Source organism: Vibrio sp., assembly GCF_047973365.1.
Lineage (GTDB): Bacteria > Pseudomonadota > Gammaproteobacteria > Enterobacterales > Vibrionaceae > Vibrio.
Window position 1 is genome coordinate 27,542 of record NZ_JBKEBW010000060.1, and the last position, 13,606, is coordinate 41,147.

The window sequence follows — 13,606 nt, forward strand, 5'->3', positions numbered from 1 at the left end:
TATGTTTACACCTGATATTTTAGGGTGAAAGTTACGCTAACAAAATACTACGCAACTCATGCAAGGATTGCACTTCATAATGTGCCTTAATACCTTCTGGACGTTCATGTTGATGAGCATTCAACCAACAAGTTTCAATACCGAAGTTTAAGCCACCAAGAATATCGGAATGAGGGTTATCACCCACCATCAATACCCGGTCTTTACTCGGGTTGCCCATTCTTTCCATCGCATGAAGGAAAATACCTGCATCCGGTTTAGCAACACCCACTTGTTCAGAAATCACCACTTGATCAAAGTACTGAGTCATACCCGTTCTTTCTAAACGAATTGCCTGAAGCTCAGTAAAGCCATTAGTAATAATGCCAAGCTTCGCTTTGCCATTTAGTGCATCCATCAGCTCTTTTGCACCCGGCAATAAAGTGCAGATATCCGCCATCGCTTCCAAGAAAGCACTGTTTAGCTCAGTTGTAGTAGTTCCCAGCTTCTCTGCCCAAGCTTTAAAACGGATGTGCTTCAGTTCTTCGGCTGTGATGGTGCCGTTTTGATAATCGACCCAAAGCGGTTTATTTACTTGCTGATATTGGTGAAAGTCTTGTTCAGTAAAATTCACGCCTTTGCGTTCAAACATCAATTGCATCCCTTTTAACGCATCAAAATGGAACAAGGTTTCGTCAGCATCAAATAAAATCCAGTCGTACTTCATCTCGATAATCCTAAAACTTAAAACATGCACATTATGCACAGATCCCGTCCGCAAAACACGCTTCTCTCCCATGTCATTTCTCGCCTTAGCTTAACAACAATAAGAATCCATAAACAAAAAAAGACAAAATTACTGATTTAGCACAATAAACATCAAGCACTTACAACCTATAAAAACCAGTATCACTGCTTGAATATCAACTGGATGTGCTATGAAACACTTTTTGCCCTCTTCTGTTATGCTGATACCGTTTGTGGTAAAACATTACCCAGAAAGTGACGCTCTATCTGGATCAGAAACTGAAATCGAACAAAATTCGAGCTGTGATCTATGCAACGCTCCAATCTCAGATCCTCAGCTAGACTTAACTACCGATAACCAATTGCAAGCGAAGAAAGGTCGCAAGGCTAAAAAAACCACTGCGAAACACAAGGAATAAGTCGATGAAAAAAGTAGCCGTGATTTTAAGTGGCTGTGGCGTATTCGATGGCTCAGAAATTCATGAAGCTGTCTTAGCACTCCATGCCATTGAGAAGCAAGGCGCAAGCTGGCACTGCTTTGCGCCAAATATCGAACAGTTACATGTGATCAATCACCTGACTGGTGAAGAGATGACAGAAACACGCAATGTATTAGTAGAAGCGGCTCGACTTGTTCGTGGCAAAATTGATGATGTAGAGAAACTCAAGGCTGACGAGTACGACGCACTGCTTATCCCTGGAGGTTTCGGTGCGGCAAAAAACTTAACCGATTTTGCAATTAAAGGTACCGAGTGCACCATCAACGCTCATGTGGCTTCGGCATGTCAAGCCTTCGCTCAAGCAGGCAAACCCGCCGCTTATCTCTGTATCGCGCCAACCATCATACCAATGATATATGAGCACGGTGTTCAGGGAACGATCGGCAATGATAAAGATACCGCTGTCGCGTTTAATCACATGGGTGGTGACCATATTAACTGCCCTGTTGATGACTTTGTATACGACCACGTACATAACGTGTTATCAACACCTGCCTATATGTTGGCAGAGAGTATTTCACAAGCGGCATTGGGCATCGAACGCTTGGTTGAAAAACTAATACAGTTGGCTTAGTCACAACTGCCCTATGTTAGTATTGAAATAAAGCACTGATATAAATAGTCTGACGCTTTACAATAAAACACAAGATGATCGTTAGCTCACCTTGTGTTTTCATTGGCGTGGCGATTTCTTATCTATCACCAAGATCTAACCTTCACCATGTAGTAGCTAATAAATCGTTGAGTAAATATTATCCGCAACTTGACCCAAATCAGCATAAATTAGAAAATCACTGCAATCGAACAATCCTCTCACAAAAATGCTTTACATCGATTTATTTCTAGATAACATGCCAACGCAAACGTTTGCTCAACTACACACAAACACCTTCTGAGGATTTTATGCTATCAGACATCGACATTTGCCGTTCTACTCAATTGACTCACATTGATGCCGTAGCTGAAAAAGCAGGATTATTGGTTGAAGAATATGAAAGCCATGGACATTACAAAGCAAAAGTCTCGTTAAAATGCTTAGAACGCTTACACGAAAAGCCTATTGGTAAGTTTGTGTTAGTGACAGCCATTACTCCAACCCCACTTGGTGAAGGCAAGACCGTGACCACTATCGGTCTGGCGCAAGGATTAGCAAAATTAAACCAATTCGTATTCGCCTGTATTCGCCAACCTTCCATGGGTCCAATATTTGGTGTAAAAGGTGGAGCTGCCGGTGGTGGCTATTCTCAAGTGGCGCCGATGGAAGAGCTAAACTTGCACTTAACTGGTGACATTCACGCAGTTACTGCAGCACATAACCTTGCTTCTGCTGCGATTGATGCACGTATCTACCATGAACAGCGTAACGACTACGAAGATTTTGAACGCAGAACCGGGCTAAAAGCGCTACGTATCGATCCACATCAGGTGGTTTGGAAACGTGTGGTCGACCATAACGATCGCGCATTGCGAATGGTGACCGTTGGTCAGAACGAAGCGGGTAAAACCATTAACGGCTATGAGCGCAGCGATGGATTCGATATTTCTGCGGCGTCTGAACTAATGGCAATCCTAGCTTTGGCTTCTGATCTTAAAGATTTGCGTCAACGTATCGGCAAAATTGTGATTGGCTACAGTTTTGATGGTAACCCTGTGACTACAGAGGATTTGCAAGTCGCTGGTGCAATGACGGTCAGTATGAAAGAAGCAATTAAGCCAACGTTAATGCAGACTTTAGAAGGCGTTCCGACCCTTATTCACGCGGGACCTTTTGCCAATATTGCTCATGGTAATTCATCGATCATCGCCGATGACATCGCGACACGTTTAGCCGAATACACAGTCACAGAAGGCGGTTTTGGTTCTGACATGGGTTTTGAAAAGGCATGTAACATCAAAGCAAAAGCATCGGGTAAAACACCCGATTGCGCTGTTATCGTGGCAACCTTGCGCGGTCTGAAAGCAAACTCAGGTCAATTCGATTTCCGTCCGGGTCAAGCTATCCCCGACTCATTGTTTGCACCAGATCGAGATGCTTTAGTCGCAGGTTTTGAGAACTTAAAGTGGCACATTAACAACGTTAACAAATACGGCATTCCTGTGGTTGTCGCGATTAACCGTTTCCCACAAGATACTAACGAAGAGCTACAGCAGCTTATTGAACTTATCGAGGCTTTACCTAACGATGTTGAAGTGTCGATTTCAGAGGGTTTTGTTAAAGGTGGTGAAGGCACGAAAGAACTTGCAGAAAAAGTCATTAAACAGTGCGAAAAAAACTCTTTGTTTGAGCCTTTGTACCAAGCTGAAGATGCGCTGATGACCAAAATTGCCAGTGTCGTCACCAAAGGCTATGGAGCAGGTTCATTTATGCTGAGTTATAAAGCTCAAATGCAATTAAAGCAATTGAGCGAACAAGGCTTTGAAAACCTGTCCGTCTGTTTCGCAAAAACGCCACTCTCCATTACCACAAATTCTTCAATTAAAGGCGCACCAAGCGGATTTGAAGTGATGATTCGCGAACTCAAACTCTGTGCTGGCGCTGGCTTTGTGTATGCGCTGTGCGACAACGTGATGACCATGCCCGGCCTACCAGACAAGCCCGCCTTTATGTCATTAGACATCGACGAACACGGCCATATTATCGGCTTGAGTTAAGCTCTCTCCCATTTTAAAAGGCAGCATTTCAAGGCTGCCTTTTTCTTTACTGATATGACGATGCTCCAATATTCTCTGTTTTTGCACTAGTTCGGTGCGAAAAATCCCCAATATTCAGCAACCTGACCATCTGTCATATCAAATACTTTGACAATAATACCCCTAATACTCTGTTTTAATTTGGTTTTTAAAGTTAACGACCAACATCAATAAATGCGGAACGAAATTAGCTAGAGATTTAACTCATTGATGTCTTATGAGATTTATTAAATCAAAAAAATAAAAACACAAACATCATAAATACGGCGTTCACACCCAGTTTGAGAGGTCTTATGGGTTCAAACTATCGATATCAATTAGGTAGCCAAACTTACCAATTCGCATCACTAAAAGAAGTGATGGCAAAAGCATCTCCCCTGCGATCTGGCGATCAATTAGCAGGCGTTGCGGCTTCCTCTGCGGAAGAAAGGGTAATTGCACAAATGGTGTTAGCCGACTTGCCCTTGAAAACCTTCCTGCAAGACTTACTGATACCGTATGAACAAGACGAGATCACGCGGCTTATTATTGATGAACACGATGCACAGGCATTTCTGGAAATCGCTCATCTCACCGTTGGTGATTTTCGAAACTGGCTGTTGCAGGAATCGACAACCTCGGTAGAGATTTCTCGTGTCAGTAAAGGCATCACGCCAGAAATGGCAGCGGCTGTTAGCAAAATAATGCGCAACCAAGACCTCATACTGGTTGCAAAAAAATGCCAAGTAATCACGGCATTTCGTAACACTGTTGGCTTACCGGGCCGTCTTTCTACTCGTTTACAACCGAACCACCCAACCGATGATGTCAGCGGCATAGCGGCATCAATGTTCGATGGTTTAATGTACGGTAATGGTGATGCCGTTATTGGTATCAACCCAGCCACAGACAGTGTTAGCCAAGCCACAAAGCTAATGAAGCTCATGGATGAAGTCATCCAACACTACGATATTCCAACCCAAAGCTGTGTGCTAACCCATGTGACCAACACCATTGAATGTATCGAGCAAGGTGCACCCGTAGACTTAGTTTTTCAGTCAATCGGTGGTACAGAAGCCACCAACCAAGGTTTCGGCGTCAATATCAATGTGCTTGCAGAAGCCTACGACGCAGCGTTGAGTCTGAAACGTGGCACGGTCGGCAATAACGTCATGTATTTTGAAACCGGTCAAGGCAGCGCGCTCTCTGCCAATGGCCATCACAGTGTCGATCAACAGACCTGTGAAGTCCGCGCCTACGCCCTCGCCCGCAAATTTAAGCCGTTGCTGGTGAACACTGTGGTGGGATTTATTGGTCCTGAATACCTGTTTGATGGAAAACAGATCACTCGGGCAGGACTTGAAGATCACTTCTGCGGCAAGCTGCTGGGATTACCGATGGGCTGTGATATTTGCTACACCAACCACGCCTACGCAGATCAAAATGACATGGATAACCTACTGACACTGCTCGGAGTGGCAGAATGCTCGTTCATCATGGGCATTCCGGGTTCTGATGACATTATGCTGAACTATCAAACCACCTCTTTCCATGATGCTTTGTATGCGCGTCAAGTGCTGGGTTTGAAACCCGCGCCAGAATTTGAAAATTGGTTAAAACGTATGGAGATTTTCAGTCAAGATAATCAGTCACAGTTAGCAAACAGGCTTTCTCCACATTTCCAAACACCACTAGGTTTAGTTAAGGAGTCGCGATGAGTAATGTCGTCGAACTGAATCAACTGGTACATCAAGATCCATGGAATAAACTCCGCCAATTCACCCAAGCCCGTATTGGTATTGGACGTGTCGGAACGAGTATCCCAACAGAAGAGTTGCTGCGTTTTCAGCTTTCACACGCACAAGCGATCGATGCCGTGCATGTTCCGCTCGACGAAAAAAGACTAATTGCAGATCTGAGTGCTAAAACTCCATTATCAAAATACTTACCAACTTTCTCTTTGCATAGCCAAGCCGCTGACAGGCTGACGTATTTGCAAAGACCTGATTTAGGTCGTAAGTTGGATGAAGTATCCATTGATACGCTCAAAAAACACAGTGACCAAACACCAGCACCTTACGACTTAGCGATTGTGATTGCTGATGGTCTGTCATCCTATGCTATAAACCACCACGCTGCATCATTCTTGGATGCCTTGATCCCGCTCCTGACTCAGGATAACAAACACGAATGGAATATCGCGCCTTTATGCATCGTTCACCAAGGACGAGTCGCTGTAGGTGACGATGTTGGTGAATCGATCAATGCCAAAGAAGTATTGGTGCTGGTCGGTGAAAGACCTGGACTCAGTTCACCGGACAGCTTAGGACTCTATCTGACATGGAATCCACACCGCGGAAAAGAAGATTCACTGAGGAACTGCATTTCAAATGTCCGCCCTGAAGGTTTGCCATATCAAGCGGCAGCCCATAAATGTTTTTATTTGTTGTCGGAATCTCGTCAACTCAAATTGACCGGCGTGGGATTGAAAGATCGCTCTGACGACTCCTTGCTTGAACAAAAAGCACGAGGAGCAACATTTTCCTTGACCGAGTTCTAGTTACAAAAAAGCGTCAATAGGAAACCACATAAGATTTTATATTGACGCTTTCATCGTGAATCGTTCGTTTAAAAACGGAAAGACAATATGAAAAGAGATTAACGCAAACCGTGAAGAAATTCAGCGCGCGTTGCTGGGTTTGATTTGAAAATACCCCCCAATGCCGTTGTTGTCGTTACGCTGGTCGCATCCATCACACCACGGGATTTCACGCAGTAGTGCGTAGCGTCGATAGTAACCGCCACATCGTCTGACTCTAGTAGAGCTTGCAAGGCAACCAGAATTTGCTGGGTCATACGCTCTTGAACTTGAGGACGCTGAGCAAAGAAGCGAACTATACGGTTGATTTTTGACAGACCAATGATTTTGCCGCGAGGGATATAAGCAACTGCGGCTTTTCCATCGATGGTGACTAAGTGATGCTCACAAGTGCTAGTTACAGTGATGTCTTTCACTTTCACCATTTCACTGACTTTCATCTTGTTTTCAATCACAGTGATTTTTGGAAAATTGCTGTAATCCAGTCCAGAGAAAATCTCATCCACATACATTTTTGCAATCCGATGCGGCGTTTCTTCAAGGCTATCATCGGTCAGATCAAGACCAAGTAAATTGAGGATTTCACGCATGTGACTCTCAATCTTTTCCTTTTTCTCTTCACGACTCACCGTGTTTGATTGCATTGGCGTTTCCAAACCACGGCGCTCTAGCGCATCTTTTACTAACTTTGCTGATTCGCTAAGACCTGATGACATTCACATTCCTCTTACTTTACCCCTTTCGGATGGCTGACAAGGATACTCGGATTTTTACATAATTACACCCCTATTTTACAAAGGGAAATCTTGCCCCTATCGGTCAAAACGCCTTATGCAGCCATCCTGAAAAAGAGCATAAGCCCTAAAAAAGGCCATAGGCAAATAGCTCTACTATGTTAGAGTATCCGCAAATAAAAAAGACAATAGGAATAAAGAATGGGCTGCTGTGATGCTCCGGGCTTAATGCCTCTTGAAGAAGCTTTAGAAAAAATGCTGTCTGGCATTAAACCAATCCAATCAACACTTCAACTCCCACTCGCAGAAGCCATCGGCTTTGTCCTTGCCGAAGACATTCTATCCCCCATCAACGTTCCACCCTTTGATAACTCTGCCATGGATGGATACGCGGTTAGAATTAACGAATTAGCACAAAACCAACCTCTACCTGTTGCGGGAAAATCTTTCGCCGGTCAGCCTTTTGAAGGTCAATGGGCACCTATGACTTGCGTACGTATTATGACAGGCGCGCAAATTCCTCATGGTTGCGATGCAGTGATCATGCAAGAGCAAGCGACTATCACCGAACAAGGTGTGGTTTTCTGCCAGACCCAGGTAAAACCGAACAGCAATATTCGACCTGTCGGTGATGATATTCATCAAGGTGACATCGTTCTGACAAAAGGTTATCGCCTGACCGCTCGCGATATTCCGATGATTGCTACTTTGGGTGTCAGTCACGTAACGGTTTTTAGAAAGCCGAAAATTGCTTTCTTCTCAACTGGTGATGAGTTGAAGCCATTAGGAACATCGCTAAAAGCCGGCGAAATCTACGACAGTAACCGTTACGGTATTAAGCCTTTAATCATCAATTTTGGCTGTGAAGCTATTGATTTGGGCATCATCCCTGACTGTCCTAAAACCCTGAAAGAGACGTTTGAAAAAGCACAAAGTCTCGCGGATGTAGTTGTTACCTCTGGTGGCGTCAGCGTTGGTGAAGCCGATTTCACTAAAGATATTCTTGATGAAGTGGGTCAAATTGGCTTTTGGAAACTGGCGATAAAACCGGGTAAACCTTTTGCTTTTGGTTCTCTTGGCAATGCTTGGTTCTGTGGTCTTCCGGGTAACCCTGTCTCAGCGGTGTTGACCATGTATGTACTGGTTCAGCCGATGGTCGCTAAGCTTGCTGGAAACACGCAGTGGAAAGCGCCGGAGTCAATTCCTGCGATTACTCGTACCGCCTTTAAAAAAGCACCGGGCAGAACCGATTATCAACGTGGTATTTACTCAATCGAAAACGGTCAGTTCGTTGTTGAAACCACCGGCAATCAAAGCTCCGGTGCGTTTCGCTCTATGAGCTTAGCTAACTGTTTTGTGGTTCTTGAGCGTGAACGCGGCAGCGTAGAAGTCGGTGAAACTGTTAGCATTCAACTGTTTAACTCAACGTTATATTAGGTTCGAGTATGGAAATCCTCAGCGATGCAGAAATGCTGCGTTACAACCGTCAGATCATTCTTAAAGCGTTTGATTTTGAAGGGCAAGAAGCCCTGAAACAATCATCCATTTTGCTTTTGGGTGCAGGCGGTTTAGGGTGTGCATCGAGCCAATACCTCGCAACGGCTGGCATCGGCAAGCTCACTTTGATTGATGACGACACAGTTGAGCTTTCTAATCTGCAGCGTCAGGTACTCCACCATGACGCCGACATTGGCAAACTCAAAGTAGATTCCGCCGCTCAAGCGTTACAGGAACTCAGTCCTGAACTGAATATCATCACTATCGCCAAAAGGCTGGATGATGAAGCACTGCTAAGCCTGATTCAATCCCATGATTTAGTTCTGGATGCCAGCGATAACGTTGATACTCGAAATCAGCTTAATCGCCTGTGCTACCAATCTAAAACCCCGTTGGTGTCAGGTGCCGCCATTCGCATGGAAGGACAAGTAAGCGTGTTTACTTATCAGGATAAAAACGAGCCTTGCTATCAGTGTTTAAGTGCGCTGTTCGGCAGTAATGCACTTTCTTGTGTAGAGGCGGGGGTGATGGCACCGGTAGTGGGCATTATTGGCGCAGTTCAGGCAATGGAAGCCATTAAAGTCATTGCACGTTTGGGTAAGCCGATTCAAGGCAAAATTCTGATGCTCGATGCCATGACCATGTCATGGCGTGAAATGAAGTTGATGAAACAACCTCATTGTCCGACCTGTGGAAATTAACAACTATGGCAAAAAACATTAAAAAGGATTTATCAATGTCACCACTAGTTACACCGCAATGGCTTGCGGAGCGTTTGGATGATCCTCGTTTAGTTATTCTAGACAGCAGCCTTGAATTCCAGATCCCATCTGAGTCTGAAAAAGATTGGGTTAATAAAATTCCCAACACTCGTCGATTCGATTACGACAAAGACTTCTGTGATATCGACTCTCCACTACCACACATGATGCCAGGCGCAGAACGTTTCAACCATTTAGCCCAAGCAATTGGAATCAATAACGATTCCATCATCGTTGTTTATGACAATAGTGGTACTTTTGCCTCCCCTAGAGCTTGGTGGATGTTTAAAGCTTTTGGTCATTCGCAGGTATATATACTCAATGGCGGATTAACCGAATGGAAAGCAAATGATTACAACGTCACTCAAGAGTATCTTACTGATGTTGAGAAAGGAGACTTTAACGGCGTCTTGCAAGCAAACTTTTTCGTTGATGCCGAATACGTAAAAGCGAAAATCAAAGATGAAACCAGCTTAACGGTAGATGCTCGTTCACGTGCTCGCTTCCTCTCTCAGGTCGCAGAGCCTCGCGTTGGATTGCGCAGCGGACATATTCCAAATTCGTGCTGCCTGCCATTTGTAGATTTAATGGATGGACATAAACTAAAATCGACCAATGAACTATCAGCTATTTTGAATAGTTCACTTCCAAAACAAGCAGACGAATACCTATTTAGTTGTGGCTCAGGAGTAACAGCATGCATTGTGTTATTGGCCGCATGGGTCTGCGGTTACGAAAACCTCTCTGTTTATGATGGTTCATGGACAGAATGGGGAGCATCATCCGAACTGCCGATTGAAACAGCAAATAATGGCAGTTAACGGGACAACTTAAAGCTCAACTTAAAAGATGAAACATTGGTAGCAATTGATATACTCTGCGCCCAATGGTGATTTAAGAAACCTCATGGTTAGTTATTTAAAGGTAATGAAATGAACCCAATTATTGCTCTGTTGAAAGAGAACAATGTAGACAACGACAAAATCCAACAGCTATTCCAAGCATTGACTCAAAACCCGCTTGCAGCAATGGCGATTGTCGGCCAACTCGGTTTACCTCAAGAGCAACTTCAACTTTTGATGGGGCAAGTAATGCAAAATCCGACATTGATTAAAGAAGCGGTTGAAGAACTCGGTTTGGATTTTTCCAAAGTAGAAGAAGCGAAAGCGAAGCTGCAACAATAGAAATATACAAGATACCGCCGCTCTGTTTTGAGCGACGGTATTTTATCAACACAGCGTTAAACGACAATACCACTCATTTGCTCATCAAGGTTCAAAACGGTCAATGCATTGCTCACACTGGTCGCAATCACATCAATAGCGCCGGTACGTAAAGCCCCCAACAGTGCCAAAGGCTTACTGTTCTCGGCGGCTATCGCCACCACTTCTGAGACCAAGCGAAATTCATCAATGCTCAAACCGATGACGCGATCGTTCATCACTGTATTGGCAATTTCGCCCTGCACATTGAAGAAGTCATGTCCGGCAAAATCCCCCACTACGCCTTGCTGCAAACGAGATTGCACGACCTCTTCAGCGGTAAACCAACCCAGATCGACCATATAGCTGTTCTCGCTCATATCGCCGATGCCAATCAGCGCCATATCGGCTTTACGTGCTAAATCGAGCGTTTGCTTAACGGTCGCGTTTTGCATGAACGCCAACTTTTGGTCTCGGTTCTCTGCGTATGCGGGTGCGTACAAGGTTTCTGATGAACCACCGTATTTTTTTGCGAGCTGTCGACAGATATGGTCAGCATTGAACATACCACCACGAGGGTGAATACCACCGATACCACAGACAAACTTACAATCGCGAGGTGTAATTACGCCTACATGATGGGCAACAGCAGAAACGTTACGCCCCTGCCCAACACTAACCACCATACCGTTTTTTAGTGTGTTAGTTAAATAATGAGAGACTAGCCCTGCTACCTGCTGGCGCTGCTGTTCTTCATTGGGTTGATCCAAGGCGATAAGTGCTCGCTTAACACCAAAGCGCTCAATTAAACGTTGCTCTATCTTGGCGCTGAACACCGGATGGTATTTTACTGTGATTTCAACAATACCTTCATCTCGTGCTTGTTTGAGCAAACGACCGACTTTGGCGCGAGAGAGTGCGAACTTCTTAGAAATCTCTTCCTGAGTCGCTCCATCTTGATAATAAGCGACCGAAACTTCGGTTAATAAATCAGTATTTTCTAAAGAAATTTCTGGGGTTGGATTGTTCATCATCGACTCTTATCTGTGAAATTGTGCTCATCATAATCGAGAGTGAGCATCTGCTCATTGATATAGCATATGTTACACCCACTCTCACTTGCAACATTTGCTCAGTTAAATTACATATTCTCACGAGGAATTTGAGAGATTGCGCAGACTTGTTACGTATCATAAGGTGTACGCAATCGTTTTATCCATTAATGCCAATGAACATAAGTAAATTAATCTTGATTTAGGTCACCAGAAACAAGAAATCACAATTGACATTCAGCGCAGATAAGATAAATATGGATACATCATTTACTCATTGATCAAACATATGCTCACAGCAAATGTTCGGATAATGAAAAACATTATGTTTATGTGAATTGAACAGCGTTGTTGAACTTATATGTAGCGTTAAAGTAGCTACAATGTTTTCTTAACCTGTTTAACCTGTTTGCAATGCCACACCACAGCCTTGCTATGTGACCTTCTTCTACTCAGTGAAAGCATATTAAATGGCAGGCAAAGCCCAACGAGAAACGAGAAATAGGACGATCGAAAATGAGCAATAAATTAGAGCAACTTCGTAAACTGACTACCGTTGTAGCTGACACCGGTGAAATTGAAGCAATCAAAAAATACCAACCAGAAGACGCAACAACTAACCCTTCTCTCATTCTTAAAGCGGCTCAAATTGCCGAGTACGCGCCACTGATCGATCAAGCGATCGAATACGCGAAAACTCAAAGCAACGACAAAGCGCAACAAGTTCAAGATACTTGTGACATGCTTGCAGTGAACATCGGTAAAGAAATCCTAAAAACCATCCCAGGTCGTATCTCAACTGAAGTTGACGCTCGTCTTTCTTACGATACTGAAGGCAGCATTGCTAAAGCTCGTCAGCTTATTAAGATGTACAACGACGCTGGCATTTCTAATGATCGTATCCTGATTAAACTGGCTTCTACTTGGCAAGGTATCCGTGCTGCTGAGGTTCTAGAAAAAGAAGGCATCAACTGTAACCTGACTCTTCTCTTCTCATTTGCTCAAGCTCGCGCGTGTGCAGAAGCAGGCGTATTCCTAATTTCTCCATTCGTTGGCCGTATCATGGACTGGTACAAAGCGAAAGAAGGTCGTGATTTTGCAGCGCAAGAAGACCCAGGCGTTCTTTCTGTTTCTACCATTTACAACTACTACAAAGAGCACGGCTACAAAACGGTTGTAATGGGTGCTAGCTTCCGTAACATCGGTGAAATCCTTGAGCTAGCGGGCTGTGACCGTCTAACTATCGCTCCATCACTTCTTGCTGAACTAGAAGCCGCAGAAGGTGAAGTTGTAGCGAAACTTATTGACTCTAAAGGCAACAAAGCACGTCCAGCAGCGATGACTCACTCTGAATTTCTATGGGATCATAACCAGGATGCAATGGCTGTAGAAAAGCTAGCAGAAGGTATCCGCAATTTCGCTATCGACCAGGGCAAACTTGAGGCGATGATCGAAGCTAAGCTTTAATCAAAAAAGAGAAGCGAGGTTAACTCGCTTCTCTTTTTTGTACTTGTTTCAAATTGAGCTGAGTTCGCTCTGCTCGCAGTAATACTAAAACTTAACTGAGTAACGACTATGAATCGCAAACAATTGGCTAATGCAATCCGTGCTCTGAGCATGGACGGTGTTCAAAAAGCTAACTCTGGCCACCCGGGTGCCCCAATGGGTATGGCGGATATCGCTGAAGTACTTTGGCGTTCACACCTAAACCACAACCCACAAAACCCGAATTGGGCTGACCGCGACCGTTTTATTCTGTCTAACGGTCATGGTTCGATGCTGATTTACTCACTGCTGCACCTTTCCGGTTACGAGCTATCAATGGAAGATTTAAAGAACTTCCGTCAGCTTCACTCAAAAACGCC

At 44.2% G+C, this 13,606-nt stretch carries 13 protein-coding genes and 1 pseudogene; 11 read left to right on the forward strand and 3 right to left on the reverse strand.

Features of this window, described 5'->3' with window-relative positions; genetic code table 11:
* Positions 1-31: 31 nt before the first annotated feature.
* Complete coding sequence (gene yjjG / locus ACK5MF_RS08730) at positions 32-706, reverse strand: pyrimidine 5'-nucleotidase (protein WP_416921330.1); 675 nt, start codon at positions 704-706, stop codon at positions 32-34.
* A gap of 211 nt (positions 707-917) precedes the next feature.
* On the opposite strand from yjjG, the gene ACK5MF_RS08735 reads away from it, so the two are divergent.
* The 5 genes from ACK5MF_RS08735 to eutC all read left to right on the forward strand — a co-directional run bounded on the left by ACK5MF_RS08735 (position 918) and on the right by eutC (position 6,456).
* Positions 918-1,145 (forward strand): hypothetical protein, encoded by a 228-nt coding sequence (locus ACK5MF_RS08735; RefSeq protein ID WP_416921332.1) that lies wholly within the window; start codon positions 918-920, stop codon positions 1,143-1,145.
* 4 nt (positions 1,146-1,149) lie between these two features.
* Positions 1,150-1,800, forward strand: a complete 651-nt coding sequence (elbB, locus tag ACK5MF_RS08740) for an isoprenoid biosynthesis glyoxalase ElbB (protein WP_416921334.1) — start codon at positions 1,150-1,152, stop codon at positions 1,798-1,800.
* Between the two features lie 329 nt (positions 1,801-2,129).
* Positions 2,130-3,878 carry a formate--tetrahydrofolate ligase gene (locus ACK5MF_RS08745; protein ID WP_416921336.1) on the forward strand — a complete coding sequence of 583 codons (1,749 nt, stop codon included), beginning with the start codon at positions 2,130-2,132 and terminating at the stop codon, positions 3,876-3,878.
* Positions 3,879-4,210: 332 nt separating this feature from the next.
* Positions 4,211-5,614, forward strand: a complete 1,404-nt coding sequence (locus ACK5MF_RS08750) for an ethanolamine ammonia-lyase subunit EutB (RefSeq protein ID WP_416921338.1) — start codon at positions 4,211-4,213, stop codon at positions 5,612-5,614.
* Positions 5,611-6,456, forward strand: coding sequence for an ethanolamine ammonia-lyase subunit EutC (gene eutC, locus ACK5MF_RS08755; protein WP_416921340.1), 846 nt, complete (start codon positions 5,611-5,613; stop codon positions 6,454-6,456). Before ACK5MF_RS08750 ends, eutC begins: the two co-directional genes overlap by 4 nt.
* Positions 6,457-6,554: 98 nt before the next feature.
* On the opposite strand, the gene folE is transcribed toward eutC, so the two are convergent.
* The gene (gene folE, locus ACK5MF_RS08760) at positions 6,555-7,211 is read right to left on the reverse strand and encodes a GTP cyclohydrolase I FolE (protein WP_416921342.1); all 657 of its coding nucleotides are present in this window, start codon (positions 7,209-7,211) and stop codon (positions 6,555-6,557) included.
* A 219-nt stretch (positions 7,212-7,430) separates the two neighbouring features.
* Here folE and moeA point away from each other — a divergent pair, with 219 nt between their 5' ends.
* The 4 genes from moeA to ACK5MF_RS08780 all read left to right on the forward strand — a co-directional run bounded on the left by moeA (position 7,431) and on the right by ACK5MF_RS08780 (position 10,671).
* Positions 7,431-8,666 (forward strand): molybdopterin molybdotransferase MoeA, encoded by a 1,236-nt coding sequence (moeA, locus tag ACK5MF_RS08765; RefSeq protein WP_416921343.1) that lies wholly within the window; start codon positions 7,431-7,433, stop codon positions 8,664-8,666.
* Positions 8,667-8,674: 8 nt separating this feature from the next.
* Positions 8,675-9,427: a molybdopterin-synthase adenylyltransferase MoeB gene (gene moeB, locus ACK5MF_RS08770; protein WP_416921345.1), complete on the forward strand. Its 753-nt coding sequence runs from the start codon at positions 8,675-8,677 to the stop codon at positions 9,425-9,427.
* Between the two features lie 35 nt (positions 9,428-9,462).
* A complete protein-coding gene (locus ACK5MF_RS08775) occupies positions 9,463-10,308 on the forward strand; it encodes a sulfurtransferase (RefSeq protein ID WP_416921347.1) in 846 nt (281 codons plus the stop codon).
* Positions 10,309-10,419: 111 nt separating this feature from the next.
* A complete protein-coding gene (locus ACK5MF_RS08780; protein WP_416921349.1) occupies positions 10,420-10,671 on the forward strand; it encodes a DUF2999 family protein in 252 nt (83 codons plus the stop codon).
* 56 nt (positions 10,672-10,727) lie between these two features.
* Here the strand turns inward: ACK5MF_RS08780 and ACK5MF_RS08785 are convergent, their stop codons facing one another.
* The gene (locus ACK5MF_RS08785) at positions 10,728-11,720 is read right to left on the reverse strand and encodes a sugar-binding transcriptional regulator (RefSeq protein WP_416921351.1); all 993 of its coding nucleotides are present in this window, start codon (positions 11,718-11,720) and stop codon (positions 10,728-10,730) included.
* Positions 11,721-12,257: 537 nt separating this feature from the next.
* Here ACK5MF_RS08785 and tal point away from each other — a divergent pair.
* Together tal and ACK5MF_RS08795 are read left to right on the forward strand one after the other, a co-directional pair.
* Entirely contained in the window at positions 12,258-13,208 is a 951-nt protein-coding gene (gene tal, locus ACK5MF_RS08790; protein ID WP_416921353.1) for a transaldolase, read from the forward strand.
* A 108-nt stretch (positions 13,209-13,316) separates the two neighbouring features.
* A pseudogene (locus tag ACK5MF_RS08795) lies at positions 13,317-13,606 on the forward strand (transketolase); the annotation flags it as partial.

Excerpts from the sequence above, each read along its gene's own strand:
- yjjG (WP_416921330.1), bottom strand. The coding sequence starts at position 706 with ATGAAGTACGACTGGATTTTATTTGATGCTGACGAAACCTTGTTCCAT.
- ACK5MF_RS08735 (WP_416921332.1), top strand. The coding sequence starts at position 918 with ATGAAACACTTTTTGCCCTCTTCTGTTATGCTGATACCGTTTGTGGTA.
- elbB (WP_416921334.1), top strand. The coding sequence starts at position 1,150 with ATGAAAAAAGTAGCCGTGATTTTAAGTGGCTGTGGCGTATTCGATGGC.
- ACK5MF_RS08745 (WP_416921336.1), top strand. The coding sequence starts at position 2,130 with ATGCTATCAGACATCGACATTTGCCGTTCTACTCAATTGACTCACATT.
- ACK5MF_RS08750 (WP_416921338.1), top strand. The coding sequence starts at position 4,211 with ATGGGTTCAAACTATCGATATCAATTAGGTAGCCAAACTTACCAATTC.
- eutC (WP_416921340.1), top strand. The coding sequence starts at position 5,611 with ATGAGTAATGTCGTCGAACTGAATCAACTGGTACATCAAGATCCATGG.
- folE (WP_416921342.1), bottom strand. The coding sequence starts at position 7,211 with ATGTCATCAGGTCTTAGCGAATCAGCAAAGTTAGTAAAAGATGCGCTA.
- moeA (WP_416921343.1), top strand. The coding sequence starts at position 7,431 with ATGGGCTGCTGTGATGCTCCGGGCTTAATGCCTCTTGAAGAAGCTTTA.
- moeB (WP_416921345.1), top strand. The coding sequence starts at position 8,675 with ATGGAAATCCTCAGCGATGCAGAAATGCTGCGTTACAACCGTCAGATC.
- ACK5MF_RS08775 (WP_416921347.1), top strand. The coding sequence starts at position 9,463 with ATGTCACCACTAGTTACACCGCAATGGCTTGCGGAGCGTTTGGATGAT.
- ACK5MF_RS08780 (WP_416921349.1), top strand. The coding sequence starts at position 10,420 with ATGAACCCAATTATTGCTCTGTTGAAAGAGAACAATGTAGACAACGAC.
- ACK5MF_RS08785 (WP_416921351.1), bottom strand. The coding sequence starts at position 11,720 with ATGAACAATCCAACCCCAGAAATTTCTTTAGAAAATACTGATTTATTA.
- tal (WP_416921353.1), top strand. The coding sequence starts at position 12,258 with ATGAGCAATAAATTAGAGCAACTTCGTAAACTGACTACCGTTGTAGCT.